We start from the raw sequence: 17,105 nt of genomic DNA on the forward strand, positions 1-17,105 counted from the left end.
ACTATGCGCGATCCTCAGGTTTGGCAGCAAAACTTTCCGCCTCGGTGGTCGTCGGCGTCTCGCCATCGAAACCGTCTAAGGTCACGCCCTCAGTCAGCGAGTGCGCCTCAACCCGCTGCGGATTGCGCGCGCCCGTGGCAGTCTCCTCCTGGCCGGTCAGCTGCGCGATGAGCGCGTCGACCTGATCCATCCGGTAGCCGCGGTGGACGACCTCCAGCTGAATCTCACCGAAGTTGCCGTCCTCTACCGCCCGGCGGTTCGCTTCCTTGACGTCTTCGGTCTCGGGCATTGGGGGCAGCGCCTCGCCGCGGCCGAAAATTTTCGCCGACAGCCACATCCCCAGGACGAAACAGGCGGCCAGGCAGAGAATCAGGACAATCCAAGAGAGCATGGCCGCTATTCTATCGCCTCGTTCCAGGCCGGTCGCTGTGGCACCGCCGTATCCCCCACCCCAGCGCGCTTAAGGATTGTCGCGGCGACGACCTCGGCCATCGGCGAGAGTTCTGCCAGCGGGCGGTTGCGGTGGCGGCGAGCGCTTAAGCGGGCTTCGGTGATGGAAGCGGGGCCGTGGGTCGCGGCGACGTCGATAAGCAGGCCCACCTCGACGCCGTAGCCGGCGACGAAGGGCACGCGCAGCGCGGTGTCGCGGCGGATGGCGTACTCGCCGGCGAGCGGCTGGCTGATGTGACCAAGCTGTGGAAAGAGCAGGCGTAGCAGCGGTTTCGCGGTCAGCTCCGTGACGCGGCCGCCGCCCGGGCCGCCGTTGAGTTCGCGTCGGTAGGCGGCCTTGACCAGGTGAATGTCGGGCGAGACGAAGGGGGCCGCGAGCGCATCGACCCATACGGGCTGGACGGAGGTGACGTCGGCGTCGATAAAGACCACGACCTCGCCGCGGGCGGCGCGCACCCCGCGCCACAGGGCCTCGCCCTTGCCCGGGCGGGGTTCATACGGGCCGACGTCGCGCCAGTTAACCACGCGGGCTCCGGCTGCGGCTGCGCGCTGCGCGGTGGCGTCGGTGGAGTCCGAGTCGATGACGATAACCTCGCCCGCCTGAGCCACGCACTCGCTGCGCAGGCACGTCTGCACGACGTCGCCGACTGTGGCCTCTTCGTTGAGCGCGGGGATGACCACGCTGACCTTGCACTCGCTCACGCGAGTCCCCGCACCGTGTCAAGCGGCGGCACCGCGCCCTGGATCGCCGCGGTCATGCGCAGCACATCGACGGTTTCCGCAACGTTGTGGACGCGGAACGCGGCCACCCCGCGCGCCGCCGCCCACGCGGTCGCGGCGAGTGTGCCCGCAACCCGCTCGGCGGGGTCTGCGCGCCCGACGGTCTCGCCGACGAAGTCCTTGTTCGACAGCGCCATGAGCACGGGCCAGCCAGTGGCGACGAGCTCGTCGATGCGGCGCAGGATTTCCAGCCCGTGGAAGGTGTTCTTGCCGAAGTCGTGGGTGGGGTCGACAAACACCTTTTCAGCGGGCACCCCGCAGTCCACGGCGCGCTCGGCGAGCTCGGTGGTTTCCCGGATCACGTCGGCAACCACGTCGTCAAAGTGCACGCGGTGCGGGCGGGTGCGCGGCACGACCCCACCGGTGTGCGAGCAGACATACCCCACGCCGTGGGCACCGGCGACCTCCACGAGCTCGGGGTCCCATCCCGCCCACGTGTCGTTGATCAAGTCCGCGCCCGCGGCGATGGCGGCCTCGGCCACTTCCGCGCGCCAGGTGTCCACACTGATCGATACTTCCGGGTGCCGGGCACGGACCTCGGCGATGAGCGGGACGACGCGGTCGCTCTCCTCTCGCGCGTCGACGTCGTCGCCTGGGCCGGCCTTGACCCCGCCGACGTCGACAATGCTCGCGCCGGCGGCGATCACGGCGTCGGCGCGCTCGGCGGCCTTCTCAATGGCAAAGGTCGCGCCCTTGTCGTAGAAGGAGTCGGGCGTGCGGTTGACAATCGCCATGACCTGCGCGAGGCCAGCGGCGTTATTTTTCGCCATGGAGGTCCTGCTGCGTGCCGAGGCGCTCGTCCGTCATAACTTTGTGCTTTTCGACGATATGCGCCACCGCCTCCTCCACCGAGTCCGTGACCAGGAACAGCTTCTCGTCGCCAGGCGAAATAAGCCCGCGCCCCAGCTGCTGATCCACGATCCAGTCCACCAGGCCGGACCAGAACTCGGTGCCGATGAGCACGATCGGGAAGTTGGTCACCTTCTTGGTCTGCACCATGCACAGCACCTCGAAGACCTCGTCCATCGTGCCGAAACCGCCCGGCAGCGCAATAAAGGCCTGCGAGTACTTCAAAAACATCGTCTTGCGGGCAAAGAAATAGCGGAAGTTCAGACCCAGATCGACCCAGTCGTTGAGCCCCTGCTCGAAGGGCAGCTCGATGCCCAGGCCCACCGAGATCCCGTCGGCGTTGTGGGCGCCGCGGTTGGGCCCCTCCATCAGGCCGGGCCCGCCGCCGGTGATCACGGCGTAACCGGCCTCCACCAGCGCTTTGCCCACGTCGTAGGACTGCTGGTACTCCGGGGTGCCCTCGCCGAGCCGGGCGGAGCCGAAGACCGTCACGGCCTTCGGCAGCTCGCTCAGCGCGTCGAAACCGGCGACGAACTCGGACTGGATGCGCATGACCCTCCATGGGTCGGCGTGCTTCCAGTCGTGGTCGGTCGAGCCCAGCGACTCGAGCAGCCGCCGGTCGTGGGTGGAGGCCTGCTGCTTCTCATCGCTACGCAGCATCATGGGGCCGCGCAGTTTACGGTCGCGGTCGGGGCGGGGGAAATTCAACGGTGCCATGTCTTTTTCTTGTTCGGTACTGCGGATACGGGAACGCTTTAGTCGGCGACAGCGAGGTAGTCCATCAGCTGCTCGGCTACCTCGCGGATCTGGCCTACCGGGCACTGCTCGTCCTTCTTGTGCGCGTACCCGGGGTCGCCTGGGCCGAAGTTCACGGCCGGAACACCCAGGTTAGAGAACCTGGACACATCCGTCCATCCGAACTTTGCGCGGAAGTTCCCGCCGACAGCCTTGACCAGGTTGGCCGCCACCGGGTCATCCAGGCCCGGCAGCGCGCCCGGCGCGACATCGTCGTACGTCAGCGTGAGTCCTTCCTCCAGCGCAAGCGCCTCCTCCAGGTGCGCCTTGGCCTCCTCCACGGAACGGTCCGGGGCGTAGCGGAAGTTGATCACCAGCCGCGCCTCATCCGGGATGGTGTTGGTGGCCACGAAGCCTTCCAGCCCGACGACGTTGAGGCCCTCCCGGTACTCGCAGCCCGCGATCGTCACTGCCCGCGGCGTGTACGCAGCGACGCGGGAGAGCACCCCGGCCAGGTCGTGGGCGGCGTTATGCCCCAGCCAGGAGCGCGCGGAGTGCGCGCGTGTGCCGTGCGCGTCGACAAACACGCGGATGGTGCCCTGGCAGCCGGCCTCGATAATGCCGCCGGAGGGCTCCCCGAGCAGTGCAATATCGCCGGCGAGGAGCTCCGGGTGGTCGCGCTCGAGGTGGTAGAGCCCGTTGTATTCCTGGGCGACCTCCTCGCCCTCGTAAGCAATCAGCGTGAGGTCGAACGCGGCCGGACCGTCTGCGCCCTGGCTGGCCAGGCGCGCGAAAGCGCCGAGGTAGCAGGCCATACCGCTTTTCATATCCACCGCGCCGCAACCAAACAGCGTGTCACCCTCGAAGCGGTGCGGGGTGTTATCCGCCAGTGGCACAGTGTCGATGTGCCCGGCGAGCACCACGCGCTGCTCACGCCCAAAGTGCGTGCGCGCCACCACCGTGTGCCCGAAGCGCTGCACCTCCACCCCCTCAAGCGCGTTGAGCGCTTCCTCGACGGCATCGGCGATCTCGCCTTCGTGGTGCGAGGGCGACTCGATGTCAATGAGCGCGGCGGTTAGATCTACTGGGTCTGCGAAAAGGTTGAGCGTAGTCACACCGTTCATCCTACGGGGGCATGAAGCCCTTAAGATGGGCGATATGCCCATAGGAGCCGAAGCAACCGGAATCGCCAACATTGCCATGGATGGCACGGTCTTGGATACGTGGTACCCGAGCCCCGCGCTTATCGACGTCGCCACGCACGACCCCGCCCCCACCGCCCGCAGCGAGCGCGTCGGCGCGCACAAGCTCTCCGACCGCTTCTTAAACCTCGTCGGCCTCGACCGCGACCGCCTCGTCGAGCAGGTGCCCATCCACACCTACATCCCCGACCTCGCCCAGCCACCGGTCGACGCCCACGACGTCTACCTGCGCCTGCACCTGCTCTCCCACCGGCTGGTCAAGCCGCTCGAGATCAACATGGACCACTGCCTCGAGCACCTCGTGCCCGTGGTGTGGACGAACAAGGGGCCGTGCTTAAGCGACAACTTCGAGTTCGTGCGCACCAACCTGCGCTCCCGCGGCACCATCCACGTCTGGGGCATCGAGCGCCTACCGCGCATGGTGGACTACGTCGTCCCCACCGGCGTGTCCATCGCCCAGGCCGAGCGCGTACGCCTGGGTGCCTACCTCGCGCCGGGCACCTCCGTGCTGCGCGAAGGCTACGTCTCCTACAACGCGGGCACGCTCGGCCCAGCAAGGATCGAGGGGCGGCTCTCCTCGGCCGTGGTGGTCGGCGAGGGCTCGAACATTTCGCTCTCGGCGGTGCTCATGGCTTCCCACTCGGGCGAGCGAGATCGGGCGCCGATGCGCGTCGGTAAGCACTGCACGATGCACCCCTCCTCCGGGCTTTTCGGCGTGGATCTGGGTGATAACTGCACCGTCGGCGTCAACGTCATGCTGGAAAGCGAGTCCGTGGTCTACGACGCGCGGACTGACCGCGAGATCCCGGCCCGCGAAATCTCCGGGCAGAGCAACCTGTCGATCAAGCGCGAGGCCTTCTCCAACTGCCCCGTTGTGCGCGAGCAGCAACCAGTGGATTAGCATTCAGCCGGCGAGCTGGGGTGACGTGGGCCTCATGAAGGCCCGGCGGAAGGCGACGGTTTAGAGTAAGACCATGTCTTCACAGGATTCCCAGGGGGCGGCGCCGGTCATCGCGCCAACTTCGGCCTCCGTCTCGCTCAAGCGGGGCCTGAAAACCCGCCACCTGACCATGATGGGGCTCGGCTCCGCGATCGGCGCCGGGCTCTTCCTCGGCACCGGCGTGGGCATTGCCGCCGCAGGCCCCGCCGTCCTTATCGCCTACCTGATTGCGGGCGCGATCACCGTGTGCATCATGCAGATGCTCGCCGAGATGGTCGCCGCGCGCCCCTCGTCCGGCACCTTCTCCACCTACGCCGAGCAGGCCTTCGGCCCCTGGGCGGGCTTTGCCATCGGCTGGCTCTATTGGTTCATGATGATCATGATCATGGCGGTAGAGATCACCGGCGCATCCGCCATCATCGCCGCGTGGTTCAGCATCTCCCCGTGGATCCCGGCGCTGATCGCCATCGTGGCCTTCACCGCGATCAACTTCGCCGCAGTGAAGAACTTCGGCGAGTTCGAATTCTGGTTCGCGCTGATCAAGGTCGCCGTCATCATCGCTTTCCTCGTGCTCGGCGTCGCGCTGTGGCTGGGGCTGCTCCCGGGTACGAGCTTCGTCGGGATGAGCAACATCGCCGAGGTCGGCTTCATGCCCAATGGCTGGGGTGGCGTGGCCACCGCGATGCTTGCCGTCGCCTTCGCCTTCGGCGGCATCGAGCTGGTCACCATCGCCGCCGCCGAATCCGAGGATCCTGAGGTTGCCGTCCACGCGGCGATCCGCTCGATCATCTGGCGCATCGGCATCTTCTACATCGGCTCCGTGCTGCTCATCGTCATGCTGCTGCCCTTTGGTCAGATCGGCGGCGCCGACGACGCCTCCGAATCCCCCTTTACCGCCGTGCTGCACCTAGCCAACATCCCGGGCGCGGTCGGCATCATGGAGGCCGTCATCGTGGTGGCACTTCTGTCCGCGTGCAATACGCAGATCTACGGCTCCTCGCGCTTCCTGCACAACCTGGCGCTGCGTGCCGACGCCCCGCAGACGTTTGCCGAAACCGATTCCCGCGGCGTGCCCATGCGCGCCGTGATCGTCTCGGTCTTCTTCGGTTTTGTCGCCGTCGCGCTGCAGTACTGGAACCCGCCAGGCCTGCTCGCCTTCCTGCTCAACGCCGTGGGCGGCTGCCTGATCGTCATCTGGTTCGCCATTAGCTTCTCCTTTATCCGCCTGCACCCGCGCTTGGCTGCTTCCGGCGAGCTCACCCACGTGCGCATGTGGGCACCCGGCGTGCTGCCGTGGGCGACTATCGCGCTTGCCGCGGCGCTCGTCCTGCTCATGCTCACCACACCCGACGGTCGCACGCAGCTCATCGCCGTCGCCGTCGTCGTCGGCATCGCGGTCATCGCCGGTGTGCTGTGGACGCGCACCGACGCCTTCAGTACTCGCGCCGCGCAAGCCGCAGAAAGGAACATTCGATGACCACTGCCACCGCAGACTCAGAGCTCGGTACTGGACTCAAATCCCGCCACCTCACCCTGATGGGGCTGGGCATGGCGGTCGGCGCCGGCCTCTTCCTCGGCGTGGGCGAAGGCATCCGCGCCGCGGGCCCGGCCATCCTGGTGGCCTACTTCATCGCCGGGCTCATCGTCATCGCCGTGATGCGCATGCTCGGCGAGATGGCCGCCACCCGCCCCTCGTCCGGCTCCTTCGCCACCTACGGCCGCCAGGCCTTCGGCCACTGGGCGGGCTTCCTTTTAGGCTGGCTCTATTGGTTCTTGCTCATCATGGTCGGCGGCGCGGAGATCACTGGTGCCGCAGCGATTATGGCCGGCTGGTTCGATATCCCGCAGTGGATCCCGGCACTGGCGGCAGTCGTCTTCTTCGCCGTGGTCAACCTCGCGCAGGTCAAGGGCTTCGGCGAGTTTGAGTACTGGTTCGCCATGATCAAGATCGTGGTGATCATGGGCTTTTTGGTCATCGGCGCCGCGCTGTTCCTGGGGCTGCTGCCCGGCCACGACTTCATCGGCCTGACTCACGTGCAAGAATCCGGCTTCGCCCCCAACGGCATCCCGGGCATCGCCGCTGGCCTGCTCGCCGTTGCCTTCGCTTTCGGCGGCATCGAGGTCGTCACGATCGCCGCCGCGGAGTCCGAAAACCCGGCCCAGGCGGTGAAGAACGCGGTCAACTCGATCATCTGGCGCATCGCGCTGTTCTACGTCGGTTCCGTCGTCGTGATTATCCTCCTGCTCCCCTACGCGCAGATCGACGCCGCCGACTCCGCCGCCGACTCGCCGTTCACCCAGGTGCTCGAAATGGCGAACCTGCCGGGCGTGGTCGGCTTCATGGAAGTCGTCATCGTGCTCGCGCTGCTCTCCGCGTTCAACGCGCAGATCTTCGGCACCTCGCGGCTGGCCTACCAGCAGGCGCTCGAGGGCGACGCGCCCAGGTGGCTGGCCAAAACCAACGCCAACGGCGTGCCGACCAACTCCGTGCTCGTCTCCATGTTCTTCGCGTTCGTCGCCGTGGGCCTGCAATGGTGGAACCCGCCAGGGCTGCTCAGCTTCCTCATGAACGCCGTCGGCGGCTGCCTGATCGTCACCTGGATCATGATCACGCTGAGCTACATCCGCCTGCGCCCGGAGATGCGCGCCGGCGAGGGCCACTCGGCCGTCGAGGTCCAGGGCGGCATGTTCGTGCCGTGGGCCACCCTCGTCGCGCTGCTTGCGCTCGTGGGGCTCATGCTTATCGACGCCTCCGCCCGCGGCCAGATCCTCGCCGTTTTCATCGTTTCCGCAGCACTTGTTGTCGCGTCCCTGTTCACTCGGGGCAAGGCACCAGTAACCGCGCAGGATGATCTAAGCTAGCAGGCATGACTTCAGCGATTGCACGTGGAATTGCCACGGTTACTCATGACGGCACTGTCCTCGATGTCTGGTACCCCGCCCCGAAGCTGGGCGAGGCGGTCTCTGCAAGCGGCACGACCCGCTTGGAAGAGGCCGACGCCCGCTTCGCCCACCTCGTCGGCCCCGACGAGGAGCGCGGCGTCGCGCGTATCCCGGTTGAGACTGCGATCGCTGATATTTCCGAGCCCGCGATCGACGCCTACGACGTCTACCTGCGCCTCCACCTGCTCTCCCACCGCCTGATCAAGCCCCACGGCGCGAACATGGACGGCGTCTTCGGTCTGCTGGCAAACGTCGTGTGGACCAACTACGGACCCTGCGAGGTCTCCGACTTCCAGATGACGCGCGGCCGCCTCGCCGCCCGCGGCCCGGTCATCGTGTACTCCGTGGACAAGTTCCCCCGCATGGTCGACTACGTCGTCCCCTCCGGCGTGCGCATCGGCGACGCGGACCGCATCCGTCTCGGTGCCCACCTCGCGGAGGGCACCACCGTGATGCACGAGGGCTTCGTGAACTTCAACGCCGGCACCCTGGGTGCCTCCATGGTCGAGGGCCGCATCTCCGCCGGCGTGACTGTGGGCGACGGCACCGACATCGGCGGCGGCGCCTCCATCATGGGCACCCTGTCAGGCGGCGGCAAGGAGACCATCACCCTGGGCGAGCGCTGCCTGCTCGGCGCGAACGCGGGCATTGGCATCTCGCTTGGCGACGACTGCGTGGTCGAAGCCGGCCTCTACGTCACCGCCGGTGCCAAGGTGGTACTCACCGCCGAGGTCGCCGAGGCGCTCGGGAAGGAAGCAGGCACCGAGATCAAGGCGCTGGAGCTCTCCGGTGCGAACGGCCTGCAGTTCCGTCGCAACTCCACCTCCGGCGCGATCGAGGTCGTGGCAGCCAAGGGTATCGAGCTCAACGAAGCCCTGCATGCCAACTAGCGCTTCCTGGTGGCCGCCGCGCGACGACGTACTCGTCGACGGCGGCCTTACCCTTGTGCCGTGGTCTGCTGTCCGCACCATCCCGGGTGTGCGTGACGACCTTTTCGCCGCGTCTACCGATGACCGCATGGTTGCGTGGACCACCGTCCCCTCCCCGTTCACTGAGGAAATGCTCGACGACTTCCTCGGGAGCGTTCCGGATGGCGTGTTTCGCTGGGCGCTGGTGGTTAACGCCCGCTACGCGGGGAACATCGAGCTGCGCCTCGAACCAGATGGCGCAGCGAACTTCGGGTATAACACTGCCCCGTGGGCACGCGGGCGCGGATTGATGACGCGCGCGGTGCGCCTTGTGACCGACCATGCCCTCGCTCGCGGGGCCGAAACCCTCAAGATCGAAATGCTCCCGGGCAACTCCGCCTCTCGCCACGTCGCGGAAAGCAACGGCTACTCCTTCGCAGGTCAGCACGGTCGCCACGTGCAATACCGCAGGTCACGCAGGTGAGATCTCCTTCGGCTTCCTAAAAGCCCAGACCTTGTTGATGATGAAGTTCACCGGCGTGGCGATCAGCGTGGAAAGCCCCTGCGCCCAATAGGACTTGGTGCGCAGGCCCGTCGAGTCGTCCAGCAGGTGATCCGGCAGGGCGATCGGCGAGTTCGGGTTCATAAACAGCGTCATAAACGTCAGCGAGACCGCAAACGCGATGCCGCCAGTGGCCAAGAACGGGAAGAAACCCGCGAACCAGTTGCGCTGCTCGAGTTTGCGGAACGTCCAGGAACGGTTGAGCTGGTAGTTCCAGATATTGGCCACCACGAACGCGATGGTGGACAGCGCGTGGTACCAGCGCACGTTAAAGCGGGTGCCGGGGATGCTTACGAGCGCATCCGCCTCATGGAGGTCCCAGCCCGCCTCCAGCGCCTTCTTGGCCAGGTAGAACACGAGCAGGTTGACCACCACGCCGGAGCCGCCAACCACGCCGAACTTGAAAAATTCGCGCAGTCCGGTGGCCAGCCGCGCCGCGCGGCCTGGATCCGAGTCGTGCACGCACGCCTCCTTCTTGGAAAAACTAACCTGCCTAGTCTAGTACGCGGTCAGCCGTGGAAGGAAAACGGAGTTTTACGCCGAAAGGCGTGCGACAGCGACGTCGATGCGTTCGTCGGTCGCGGTCAGCCCGATGCGCACGTGCCCGGCTCCCGCCGGGCCGTAGAAGTCGCCCGGGGCCGCGAGGATGCCGCGCTCGGCGAGCCAGTCCAGCGTCTCGCGGGCATCCATCCCCTCGCGGCGCGACCACAGATACAGGCCAGCCTCGGAGTGGTCGACTGCAAAGCCGCTGTCCACCAGCGCCTTCAAAAGCTTCGCGCGGCGGGCGGCGTAGGTACTTGCCTGGAGTTTCTCGTGGGCGTCGTCGACAAGCGCGGCGCGCATGGCGTGCTGAACGGGGCCCGGGACCATGAGGCCGGAGTGCTTGCGCACGAACAGCAGCTCCTGGACCAGCTCCGTGTCGCCGGCGATCCAGCCCGCGCGGTAGGACGCGAGGTTCGAGGTCTTCGACAGCGAGTGGAGCGCGAGCAGGTTGGTCATGTCCTCGCCGCACACGCGCGGGTCGAGGATGCTCACCGGCTCGGCCGACCAGGGCAGGCCGAGGTAGCACTCGTCGGAGGCGATGATCGCGCCCGTGTCGCGGGAAAACTCAACCCACTCGCGCATCTTCTCGGCGCTTAGGACCTTGCCCGAGGGGTTCGACGGCGAGTTGATGAATACCAGCGCCGCCCCGTCGACGGGAGAATCCGAGCGCACCGGCTCAGCCCCGGCGAGCAGCGCGCCGACCTCGTAGGTGGGGTACGCAAGCTCCGGAATGACCACTTTTTGGCCGGCCAACCCCAGCAGCGTGGGCAGCCACGCGATGGCCTCTTTCGTGCCGATGACCGGCAGCACCGAGCGCTCATCGAGCCCGGTGACCGCAAAGCGACGCGCCATCGCACCCACGATCGCCTCACGCAGCTCCGGCGTGCCCACGGTCTGCGGGTAGCCGGGCTCGGCGGCGTGCTCGACCAGCGCGAGCTGGATCGACGGCGCGACCTCGTCGACGGGCGTGCCGACCGAGAGGTCGATGATGCCGTCCGGGTGCGCGGCCGCCTTTGCCTTCACATCCGCGATCGTGTCCCACGGGAACTCCGGCAGGCGCGTACCGAGGGGCTGGCGCTTGGGATTCACCGGCATGGTTCTAGTCCTGGTTCTGCGGCGGCAGGGCCTCGACAAACGGGTGGTCGTAGCCGGTCGGGCCGGTCTTGGTCGCGCCGCCCGGGGAGCCCAGCTTGTCAAAGAAGCCGACGTTGGCGTCGTAGTATTCGGCCCACTCGTCCGGGGTGTCGTCCTCGTAGAAGATGGCCTCGACCGGGCAAGCCGGCTCGCAGGCGCCGCAGTCGACGCACTCGTCCGGGTGGATGTAGAGCATGCGTTTGCCTTCATAGATGCAGTCGACGGGGCACTCCTCGACGCAGCTGCGATCCAGCACGTCCACGCATGGTTGAGCAATCACGTAAGTCATGTCGTCCAGTATGTCACTTCGCCCGAAACATCGGCCAAACGCCACCCATTATTCCCGCGAACAGCAGGAGCAATGTCAGAATATTATCTGGCACGAGATGCGGCCCGGCGAGCGGGAGCACGAACATGAGCGCGAAGAACCCCAGCGTCCACACCGCAAGTGGCACGAACGCCACCCACGCGGTGTCGCGCGACCACAGCCGCGCTGTCTTCGTCAGCACCATGTTGAAGCCAAAGGCAAGCAGAATGGTCAGCGGCATCGGCACGCCACCTACGTAGGACTCAAGGTAGACAACCTCCAGCAGCAGGGAGACACACGCGCCGATGCCGAGCCACACCATGGCACCTACTGCCTCGCCGCGCGTGAAGGTATCGCGCACCACCGGTGCGCTCACCGCGCGATCCCTCCGAGCAGGCCGGCTGCCGGGTCGTCGATGGGCACGCCAGCGCCGAGCTGGAAGTGCTCGTAAGGCTGGATCGGCTGCACAATCAGATTCGACAGCGCGTAGTAGACCACCGGGCCGGACGCGATCACCGCGTGCGGGTTTGTGGCGCTCGTGCGCCCGTCGGCAATCCACAACTGCGTGGCGTGTGCCCGCATCGCCGTGACCTTCGCGCTGTAGGCCTGGCCGGAAAGCCGGATCGCGATGTCCGAATGCTCCACCCCGTCGAGCTCGCCAACCTCCGGCAGCCGCCAGCCCGCCGGTGCTTCCTCCGGCAGCAGCGCCGCGGTCTCCTCCGCCAAGCGCACCGACCACAGAATGCGCGGCACACCGACACGTTCGGCCGCCGCGTGCGTGATCTCGTGCGCCCGAATGTGGTCCGGGTGCCCGTACCCGCCGTCAGGGTCGTAGGTCAGCACCAGGTGCGGCCGCTCCGCAGCCATGAGCTCCGCAAGCTTATCGACGCTCCCCTGCCCCCCACGCACGAACGCCCGCGGATGCTCATGCGCCGCCGAGCCCGCCATCCCACTGTCGCGGTAGCAGCCCGCCCCGCCCAAGAAGGCGCCGCGCGCGCCGATCGCGGCCAAAGACTCAGCCAGCTCGCGGATGCGGAAGCCGCCTAGTTGGTCGGCATGGTCGACGGTGAGCTGTTGGTAGGGCTCGCCGATGACCTCGCCCTCCTCGCCAAGCGTGCAGGTCACCACCAGCACGTCGGCACCGCGGGCGACCAGATCGGCCAGCGACCCGCCCATGGTGATCGCCTCATCGTCCGGGTGCGCATGCACCGCCATCACGCGGTAGCCCACCAGATCACGGTTCGTTGTACTCGACACTGTTGCTCCTTCTATTCGGCGACATCCGGGTCCGCGGGGTGCGGCCCTACCAGCCGCCACGACGCCGCGCCCGAAATCCCTTCGTCCCATCGTTGCAGATCCGGCGACGGTCCCTGCAGCGCGGCCCCCAGCGCCAGGATGCGCGTCTCGCGCACGATCGGCACCCACAGCACCTCGCGCTGCTCCATCGCTGCGACGCGCTGGCGCGCCTCCCCCAAACCGACGGTGCCGGCGAGGATGGCCCCCGCGAGCGCCTGGTTCTCCTGCGTACACAGCCCGGCGATGTTCTCGTCGCGCGCCCCATCCGCCGGGCAAGTCAGCCTCCCTGCCAGCTGCGTTGCGGTGCCCGCGTCATACCGCCAGCCCACGAGCAGGTCGATATTGCCCTCCGGCAAGCTGCGCGAAAGCAGCGAGTCCGTGTCCGTGGTCACCACGTTGGCGCGCACTCCGCGCTGCTGCAGGATATCCGCGAGCGAGCGCGCGGCTGCCGACGCCGCCGGGTCAGAGGCATCCGCACCGATGCGCAGCGGGCGGTGCGCCGCCACATACTGCGGCAGCGCCTTCGGCTCACCTGCAAGTTCGGGGGTTTCAGGCGCGAGCGCGAGGTCGGTGGAGCGGCCGGTGCCGATGGCGGCGAGCAGGGGGACGTCGATAAGCATGCGCAGCTCCTCGCGCATCGCGTGCGTGAGCCCCGAGGTGGCCGAGATGTGCACCCCGAGCGTGCGCGGGCTGGTGACCAGGCGGGTTTGGGTGGCCGGCAGGAGCGCGAGCACGCGCGAGGAGGTCTCCTCCGGTGCTTTGTCTACAAAGCCGAGCTGGCCGACGCGCAGCTGATCGGCGACCTGGGTGGTGGTGCGCACCGCCTGCAGCGTGACAATGTCGATGTTCGCCGGGGACGTGCCCCAGAAGCGGTCGTTGCGGTGAAGCGTGACCGTGCCGCGGCCGCGATCCACCTCGCGCACCATGTAGCGGCCCGCCGACGCCGGGATCGTGTCGCGGAGCGCGGCGCGGAAATCGCTTGCATCCGGGGACAAGAGGTGCGAGGGCAACAGGTGGGAAAACAGGGTCTGCCAGGTGCGCACCGGCTGCGCGAAGTCCACGTCGACGACCTTGCCGCCCGCACCGGTAACCCGCACGCCCACTATCGCGTCGTAGCCTGCGGAGTCGATCGTGCCCGCGGTCTGCGTCATGCCGCGCCAAAGGTAGACGAAGTCCGCGCCGGTAATCGGGGTGCCGTCGGACCACTGCGCCTCAGGCGCGATGACGTAGCGTACCGTCATGGCGTAGCGCGAGGAAGGCAGGCGCGTTGCCGCTTTCAGCAGTTCGTCGTTGCGCTCGCCACCCCAAAACGCGCTGGGCAGCACGAGGTTGGCGATGCTGCGCACCATCGACGACTCATCCGACTGCAGGTGCGGGTTGAGCCCACCTCGCAGCCCGTCCGTGCCGACGGTGACCTGGGAGCGCTCAGGTGCCCTGGTGTTGCGCTGGCGCGGCTGGTCCTGCTCGGCGTTTTCGTGTTGCTCGTGCTCGGGGGCCTCCGCAGGGTCGACGAGCGGCGGCGGGCCGGGATTGGCCGCGCAGCCAGCGAGCAGCGTCAGCGCGCCACAGGTGGCGAGCAGCGCGGTCAATCGGCCCTGCACGAAGCCCTGCTTTACTTGTTCTTCGCCTTCGCGCGGGAACGCGCGCGGCCGCGCTCGGTCGCGTTCAGGATGATCTTGCGCACGCGCATCGCCTCAGGCGCGACCTCGACGCACTCGTCTTCGTCGCAGAACTCGATCGCCTCATCCAGGGACAGGGAGCGTGCCTTCGCCAGGGTGACCGTGGCGTCCGCGGTGGCGGAGCGCATGTTGGTCAGCTTCTTCTCCTTGGTGATGTTCACATCCATGTCCTCGTCGCGACTGTTCGCGCCGACGACCATGCCCTCGTAGGCCTCCGCGCCCGGCTCGACGAAGAAGTCGCCGCGGTCCGCGAGCTGCTGCAGCGCGTACGCGGTGACCTGGCCGGAGCGGTCAGCGACGAGCGAGCCGGTCGGGCGGCCCTTGATCTCGCCTGCCCACGGGCGGTGCTCGATGGAGTACGAGTTGGCGATGCCCGCGCCGCGCGTCTCGGTGAGGAAGGTCGTGCGGAAACCGATGAGGCCGCGCGAAGGCACGTCGAACTCCATGCGGACCCAGTCGCCGCTGCCGGCGTTGCCCATGGTGGTCATCTGGCCCTTGCGGCTGGCCATCAGCTGGGTGACCGCACCCTGGTGCTCTGCCGGGGTGTCGATGATCATGTGGTCGTAGGGCTCGTAGGTCTTGCCGTCGATCTCCTTGGTCACGACCTGCGGCTTGCCGACGGTCAACTCAAAGCCCTCACGACGCATCGTCTCAATCAGCACCGTCAACGCCATCTCGCCGCGGCCCTGAACCTCCCACGCGTCGGGGCGCTCGGTGGGCAGCACCTTGATCGAGACGTTACCGATCAGCTCCTGGTCCAGACGGGCCTTGACCATGCGGGCGGTGAGCTTGTCGCCGCCATTGCGACCAGCCATCGGCGAGGTGTTCACGCCGATGGTCATGGAAATCGCCGGGTCGTCGATCTTGATGCGCGGCAGCGGCTCGACGTGCTCCGGGTCGCACAGCGTGTCGCCGATCATGATCTCGTCGATACCGGAGACCGCGGCGATATCGCCCGCGACCACGCCGTCCTTCGCCGGGACGCGGTCGAGGCCCTCGGTCACCAGCAGCTCGGCGATCTTCACGTTCTTCACGTGCTGCTCACCCTCGGAGTCGTAGTGCACCCAGGCGACGGTGTCACCCTTCTTGACCGTGCCCTTGAATACGCGGATGAGCGCGATGCGGCCGAGGAAGGAGGAAGAGTCCAGGTTGGTCACCTGCGCCTGCAGCGGCGCGTCGATGTCGGCGGAGGGCTCTGGGAGGACGTCGTAGATGACGTCGAAAAGCGGCTGCAGGTCCTCGTTGTCGGGGACGTTGCCGTTGCCCGGGTTCTCCAGGGACGCACGGCCTTCGCGGCCGGAGGTGTAGAGCACGGGCAGCTCGAGCAGGTTCTCGGCGGCCTCGGCGGCCTCCGGGTCCTCCAGGCCGGCACCCAGCTCGAGGAGCAGGTCCTGGGCCTCCTCGACGACCTCGTCGATGCGCGCGTCCGGACGGTCGGTCTTGTTCACGCAGATGATCACGGGCTTCTTCGCCTCGAGTGCCTTGCCCAGCACGAAGCGGGTCTGCGGCAGCGGGCCCTCGGAGGCGTCGATGAGCAGCACGACGCCGTCGACCATGGACAGGCCGCGCTCGACCTCGCCGCCGAAGTCGGCGTGACCCGGGGTATCAATGACGTTGATCACCAGGTCGCGGCCGTCCTTGCCCTTGCCCTTGCGGCGCACGGCGGTGTTTTTTGCCAGGATGGTGATGCCTCGCTCGGACTCGAGCTCGCCTGAGTCCATCACTCGGTCGCCGTGTTCGCCGTGGTCGCCGAACACGCCGGACTGCTCCAGCATGCCGTTGACCAGGGTGGTCTTGCCATGGTCAACGTGGGCGACGATTGCGACATTTCGAAATTCAGGATGCGACACTTATCCGGTGCTCCTTTTATATAGGCGAGTAGAACGATTAAACCTTACCCCTGTGCCGCCTAGATCGCACCTTCGATACGCCCAGCAAAGTACCCAGAAACCTGACAATCCGCCTTGACACTGTGACAAAAGTGACTAGTGTGGCTTAAGTTGCGTGGTGTTTTGTGCCACCTCAGTTTCTAGCCCCAACCCGACGAAGGACACCGACCCCGCCGTGCGAACCCCATCCACGACCAAGCGCGTCGGCCGCTTTGCCGCCGCCGCACTCGCGCTCGCGGCATGCCTCGCGCCCGTGACCGCCGCCCACGCCGCGCCCTCCGCCGGACCGATCACCGTCGGCTCGACGACCTCGTCAAACCCGCTCGATCACCTGGGCCGCCCCAGCGACGAGACCATCGCGCGTGTCGAGGCGTTTGCCAGCCAGCCTTTCGTCCCCGAAGGTGCCGCGAACGCGCTGCGGACCGCGCTGGCATTCTTCGCCGGCCAAGGCGAGCTCGGCGGCCCGCCGCTGCCGGAAAACGGCCCGGCGTTTACGCAGTTCGCCTGGCCCACGGTGTCCTCGAACTGCATCGGGCCGCGCATGCACTCGACCGCTTCCGCCATCGCGGTGCCGGGACCAACGCAGACGCCGCAGCCTGGCGCACGCGCCGGCGAGGCCGTCTTCGTCTTCACCGCACTCGGTACCCCACCAGCGGCAAAGCAGCAGGGTGGGCTCAACGCGTACTGGATTAACCTCGACACGATGCGCACCGGTGTAACGCCGCTTGGCAATCACGGGATTAACCCCACAGGACCGACCACCTTGTCCGGCACCGCCGCGACAGGATCCGGCCGCGTCCTCGCAGTCATCGACGGTGCCACGCGTACCGCCGAGAAGACCTGCACCTTTGCCCCGACAGCCGCGAGTTTCCATGTGAGGTAAGCACC

At 67.2% G+C, this 17,105-nt stretch carries 18 protein-coding genes; 6 read left to right on the plus strand and 12 right to left on the minus strand.

Annotation, left to right across the window (positions count from 1 at the left end):
- Position 1 precedes the first annotated feature (1 nt).
- The 5 genes from HMPREF2550_RS12405 to dapE are packed head-to-tail and all read right to left on the minus strand — an operon-like array spanning position 2 to position 3,938.
- Entirely contained in the window at positions 2-391 is a 390-nt protein-coding gene (locus HMPREF2550_RS12405) for a hypothetical protein (protein WP_070791050.1), read from the minus strand.
- 5 nt (positions 392-396) lie between these two features.
- A complete protein-coding gene (locus HMPREF2550_RS10860) occupies positions 397-1,152 on the minus strand; it encodes a glucosyl-3-phosphoglycerate synthase (RefSeq protein ID WP_070791051.1) in 756 nt (251 codons plus the stop codon).
- Positions 1,149-2,000: a dihydropteroate synthase gene (gene folP / locus HMPREF2550_RS10865; protein ID WP_246819808.1), complete on the minus strand. Its 852-nt coding sequence runs from the start codon at positions 1,998-2,000 to the stop codon at positions 1,149-1,151. The genes HMPREF2550_RS10860 and folP overlap by 4 nt, the downstream gene beginning before the upstream one ends.
- Positions 1,987-2,796: an LOG family protein gene (locus HMPREF2550_RS10870; RefSeq protein ID WP_070791053.1), complete on the minus strand. Its 810-nt coding sequence runs from the start codon at positions 2,794-2,796 to the stop codon at positions 1,987-1,989. Before HMPREF2550_RS10870 ends, folP begins: the two co-directional genes overlap by 14 nt.
- 38 nt (positions 2,797-2,834) lie before the next feature.
- The gene (gene dapE, locus HMPREF2550_RS10875) at positions 2,835-3,938 is read right to left on the minus strand and encodes a succinyl-diaminopimelate desuccinylase (RefSeq protein WP_070763046.1); all 1,104 of its coding nucleotides are present in this window, start codon (positions 3,936-3,938) and stop codon (positions 2,835-2,837) included.
- 34 nt (positions 3,939-3,972) lie between these two features.
- Between dapE and HMPREF2550_RS10880 the strand changes: the two genes are divergently transcribed.
- The 5 genes from HMPREF2550_RS10880 to HMPREF2550_RS10900 all read left to right on the plus strand — a co-directional run bounded on the left by HMPREF2550_RS10880 (position 3,973) and on the right by HMPREF2550_RS10900 (position 9,291).
- The gene (locus HMPREF2550_RS10880; RefSeq protein ID WP_141757807.1) at positions 3,973-4,917 is read left to right on the plus strand and encodes a 2,3,4,5-tetrahydropyridine-2,6-dicarboxylate N-succinyltransferase; all 945 of its coding nucleotides are present in this window, start codon (positions 3,973-3,975) and stop codon (positions 4,915-4,917) included.
- 73 nt (positions 4,918-4,990) lie between these two features.
- Positions 4,991-6,433, plus strand: a complete 1,443-nt coding sequence (locus HMPREF2550_RS10885) for an amino acid permease (protein ID WP_083317025.1) — start codon at positions 4,991-4,993, stop codon at positions 6,431-6,433.
- Positions 6,430-7,818: an amino acid permease gene (locus HMPREF2550_RS10890; RefSeq protein WP_070791055.1), complete on the plus strand. Its 1,389-nt coding sequence runs from the start codon at positions 6,430-6,432 to the stop codon at positions 7,816-7,818. The genes HMPREF2550_RS10885 and HMPREF2550_RS10890 overlap by 4 nt, the downstream gene beginning before the upstream one ends.
- A gap of 5 nt (positions 7,819-7,823) precedes the next feature.
- Complete coding sequence (dapD, locus tag HMPREF2550_RS10895; RefSeq protein ID WP_070763050.1) at positions 7,824-8,789, plus strand: 2,3,4,5-tetrahydropyridine-2,6-dicarboxylate N-succinyltransferase; 966 nt, start codon at positions 7,824-7,826, stop codon at positions 8,787-8,789.
- A complete protein-coding gene (locus HMPREF2550_RS10900; protein ID WP_070763052.1) occupies positions 8,779-9,291 on the plus strand; it encodes a GNAT family N-acetyltransferase in 513 nt (170 codons plus the stop codon). The genes dapD and HMPREF2550_RS10900 overlap by 11 nt, the downstream gene beginning before the upstream one ends.
- On the opposite strand, the gene HMPREF2550_RS10905 is transcribed toward HMPREF2550_RS10900, so the two are convergent.
- The 7 genes from HMPREF2550_RS10905 to typA form a co-directional block, all read right to left on the minus strand.
- The gene (locus HMPREF2550_RS10905; protein WP_070763053.1) at positions 9,280-9,831 is read right to left on the minus strand and encodes a GtrA family protein; all 552 of its coding nucleotides are present in this window, start codon (positions 9,829-9,831) and stop codon (positions 9,280-9,282) included. The genes HMPREF2550_RS10900 and HMPREF2550_RS10905 overlap by 12 nt on opposite strands.
- Before the next feature lie 72 nt (positions 9,832-9,903).
- Positions 9,904-11,007, minus strand: a complete 1,104-nt coding sequence (dapC, locus tag HMPREF2550_RS10910) for a succinyldiaminopimelate transaminase (protein ID WP_070791057.1) — start codon at positions 11,005-11,007, stop codon at positions 9,904-9,906.
- Between the two features lie 4 nt (positions 11,008-11,011).
- Positions 11,012-11,335: a ferredoxin gene (gene fdxA, locus HMPREF2550_RS10915; RefSeq protein WP_038589688.1), complete on the minus strand. Its 324-nt coding sequence runs from the start codon at positions 11,333-11,335 to the stop codon at positions 11,012-11,014.
- A 13-nt stretch (positions 11,336-11,348) separates the two neighbouring features.
- The gene (locus HMPREF2550_RS10920; protein WP_070791059.1) at positions 11,349-11,729 is read right to left on the minus strand and encodes a hypothetical protein; all 381 of its coding nucleotides are present in this window, start codon (positions 11,727-11,729) and stop codon (positions 11,349-11,351) included.
- Complete coding sequence (gene mshB, locus HMPREF2550_RS10925; protein WP_070791157.1) at positions 11,726-12,568, minus strand: N-acetyl-1-D-myo-inositol-2-amino-2-deoxy-alpha-D-glucopyranoside deacetylase; 843 nt, start codon at positions 12,566-12,568, stop codon at positions 11,726-11,728. Before mshB ends, HMPREF2550_RS10920 begins: the two co-directional genes overlap by 4 nt.
- Before the next feature lie 53 nt (positions 12,569-12,621).
- Entirely contained in the window at positions 12,622-14,250 is a 1,629-nt protein-coding gene (locus HMPREF2550_RS10930; protein WP_070791063.1) for an ABC transporter family substrate-binding protein, read from the minus strand.
- Between the two features lie 11 nt (positions 14,251-14,261).
- Positions 14,262-16,178, minus strand: coding sequence for a translational GTPase TypA (gene typA / locus HMPREF2550_RS10935; protein ID WP_070791065.1), 1,917 nt, complete (start codon positions 16,176-16,178; stop codon positions 14,262-14,264).
- Between the two features lie 214 nt (positions 16,179-16,392).
- Between typA and HMPREF2550_RS10940 the strand changes: the two genes are divergently transcribed.
- Positions 16,393-17,100, plus strand: a complete 708-nt coding sequence (locus HMPREF2550_RS10940; RefSeq protein WP_070791067.1) for an Rv1157c family protein — start codon at positions 16,393-16,395, stop codon at positions 17,098-17,100.
- The last annotated feature ends 5 nt before the right edge of the window (positions 17,101-17,105 follow it).

It is taken from the genome of Corynebacterium sp. HMSC074A01 (assembly GCF_001831515.1).
In the GTDB taxonomy this organism is placed as follows: domain Bacteria; phylum Actinomycetota; class Actinomycetes; order Mycobacteriales; family Mycobacteriaceae; genus Corynebacterium.

Excerpts from the sequence above, each read along its gene's own strand:
- HMPREF2550_RS12405 (WP_070791050.1), bottom strand. The coding sequence starts at position 391 with ATGCTCTCTTGGATTGTCCTGATTCTCTGCCTGGCCGCCTGTTTCGTC.
- folP (WP_246819808.1), bottom strand. The coding sequence starts at position 2,000 with ATGGCGAAAAATAACGCCGCTGGCCTCGCGCAGGTCATGGCGATTGTC.
- HMPREF2550_RS10870 (WP_070791053.1), bottom strand. The coding sequence starts at position 2,796 with ATGGCACCGTTGAATTTCCCCCGCCCCGACCGCGACCGTAAACTGCGC.
- dapE (WP_070763046.1), bottom strand. The coding sequence starts at position 3,938 with ATGAACGGTGTGACTACGCTCAACCTTTTCGCAGACCCAGTAGATCTA.
- HMPREF2550_RS10880 (WP_141757807.1), top strand. The coding sequence starts at position 3,973 with ATGCCCATAGGAGCCGAAGCAACCGGAATCGCCAACATTGCCATGGAT.
- HMPREF2550_RS10885 (WP_083317025.1), top strand. The coding sequence starts at position 4,991 with ATGTCTTCACAGGATTCCCAGGGGGCGGCGCCGGTCATCGCGCCAACT.
- HMPREF2550_RS10890 (WP_070791055.1), top strand. The coding sequence starts at position 6,430 with ATGACCACTGCCACCGCAGACTCAGAGCTCGGTACTGGACTCAAATCC.
- dapD (WP_070763050.1), top strand. The coding sequence starts at position 7,824 with ATGACTTCAGCGATTGCACGTGGAATTGCCACGGTTACTCATGACGGC.
- HMPREF2550_RS10900 (WP_070763052.1), top strand. The coding sequence starts at position 8,779 with ATGCCAACTAGCGCTTCCTGGTGGCCGCCGCGCGACGACGTACTCGTC.
- dapC (WP_070791057.1), bottom strand. The coding sequence starts at position 11,007 with ATGCCGGTGAATCCCAAGCGCCAGCCCCTCGGTACGCGCCTGCCGGAG.
- fdxA (WP_038589688.1), bottom strand. The coding sequence starts at position 11,335 with ATGACTTACGTGATTGCTCAACCATGCGTGGACGTGCTGGATCGCAGC.
- mshB (WP_070791157.1), bottom strand. The coding sequence starts at position 12,568 with ATGGCGGTGCATGCGCACCCGGACGATGAGGCGATCACCATGGGCGGG.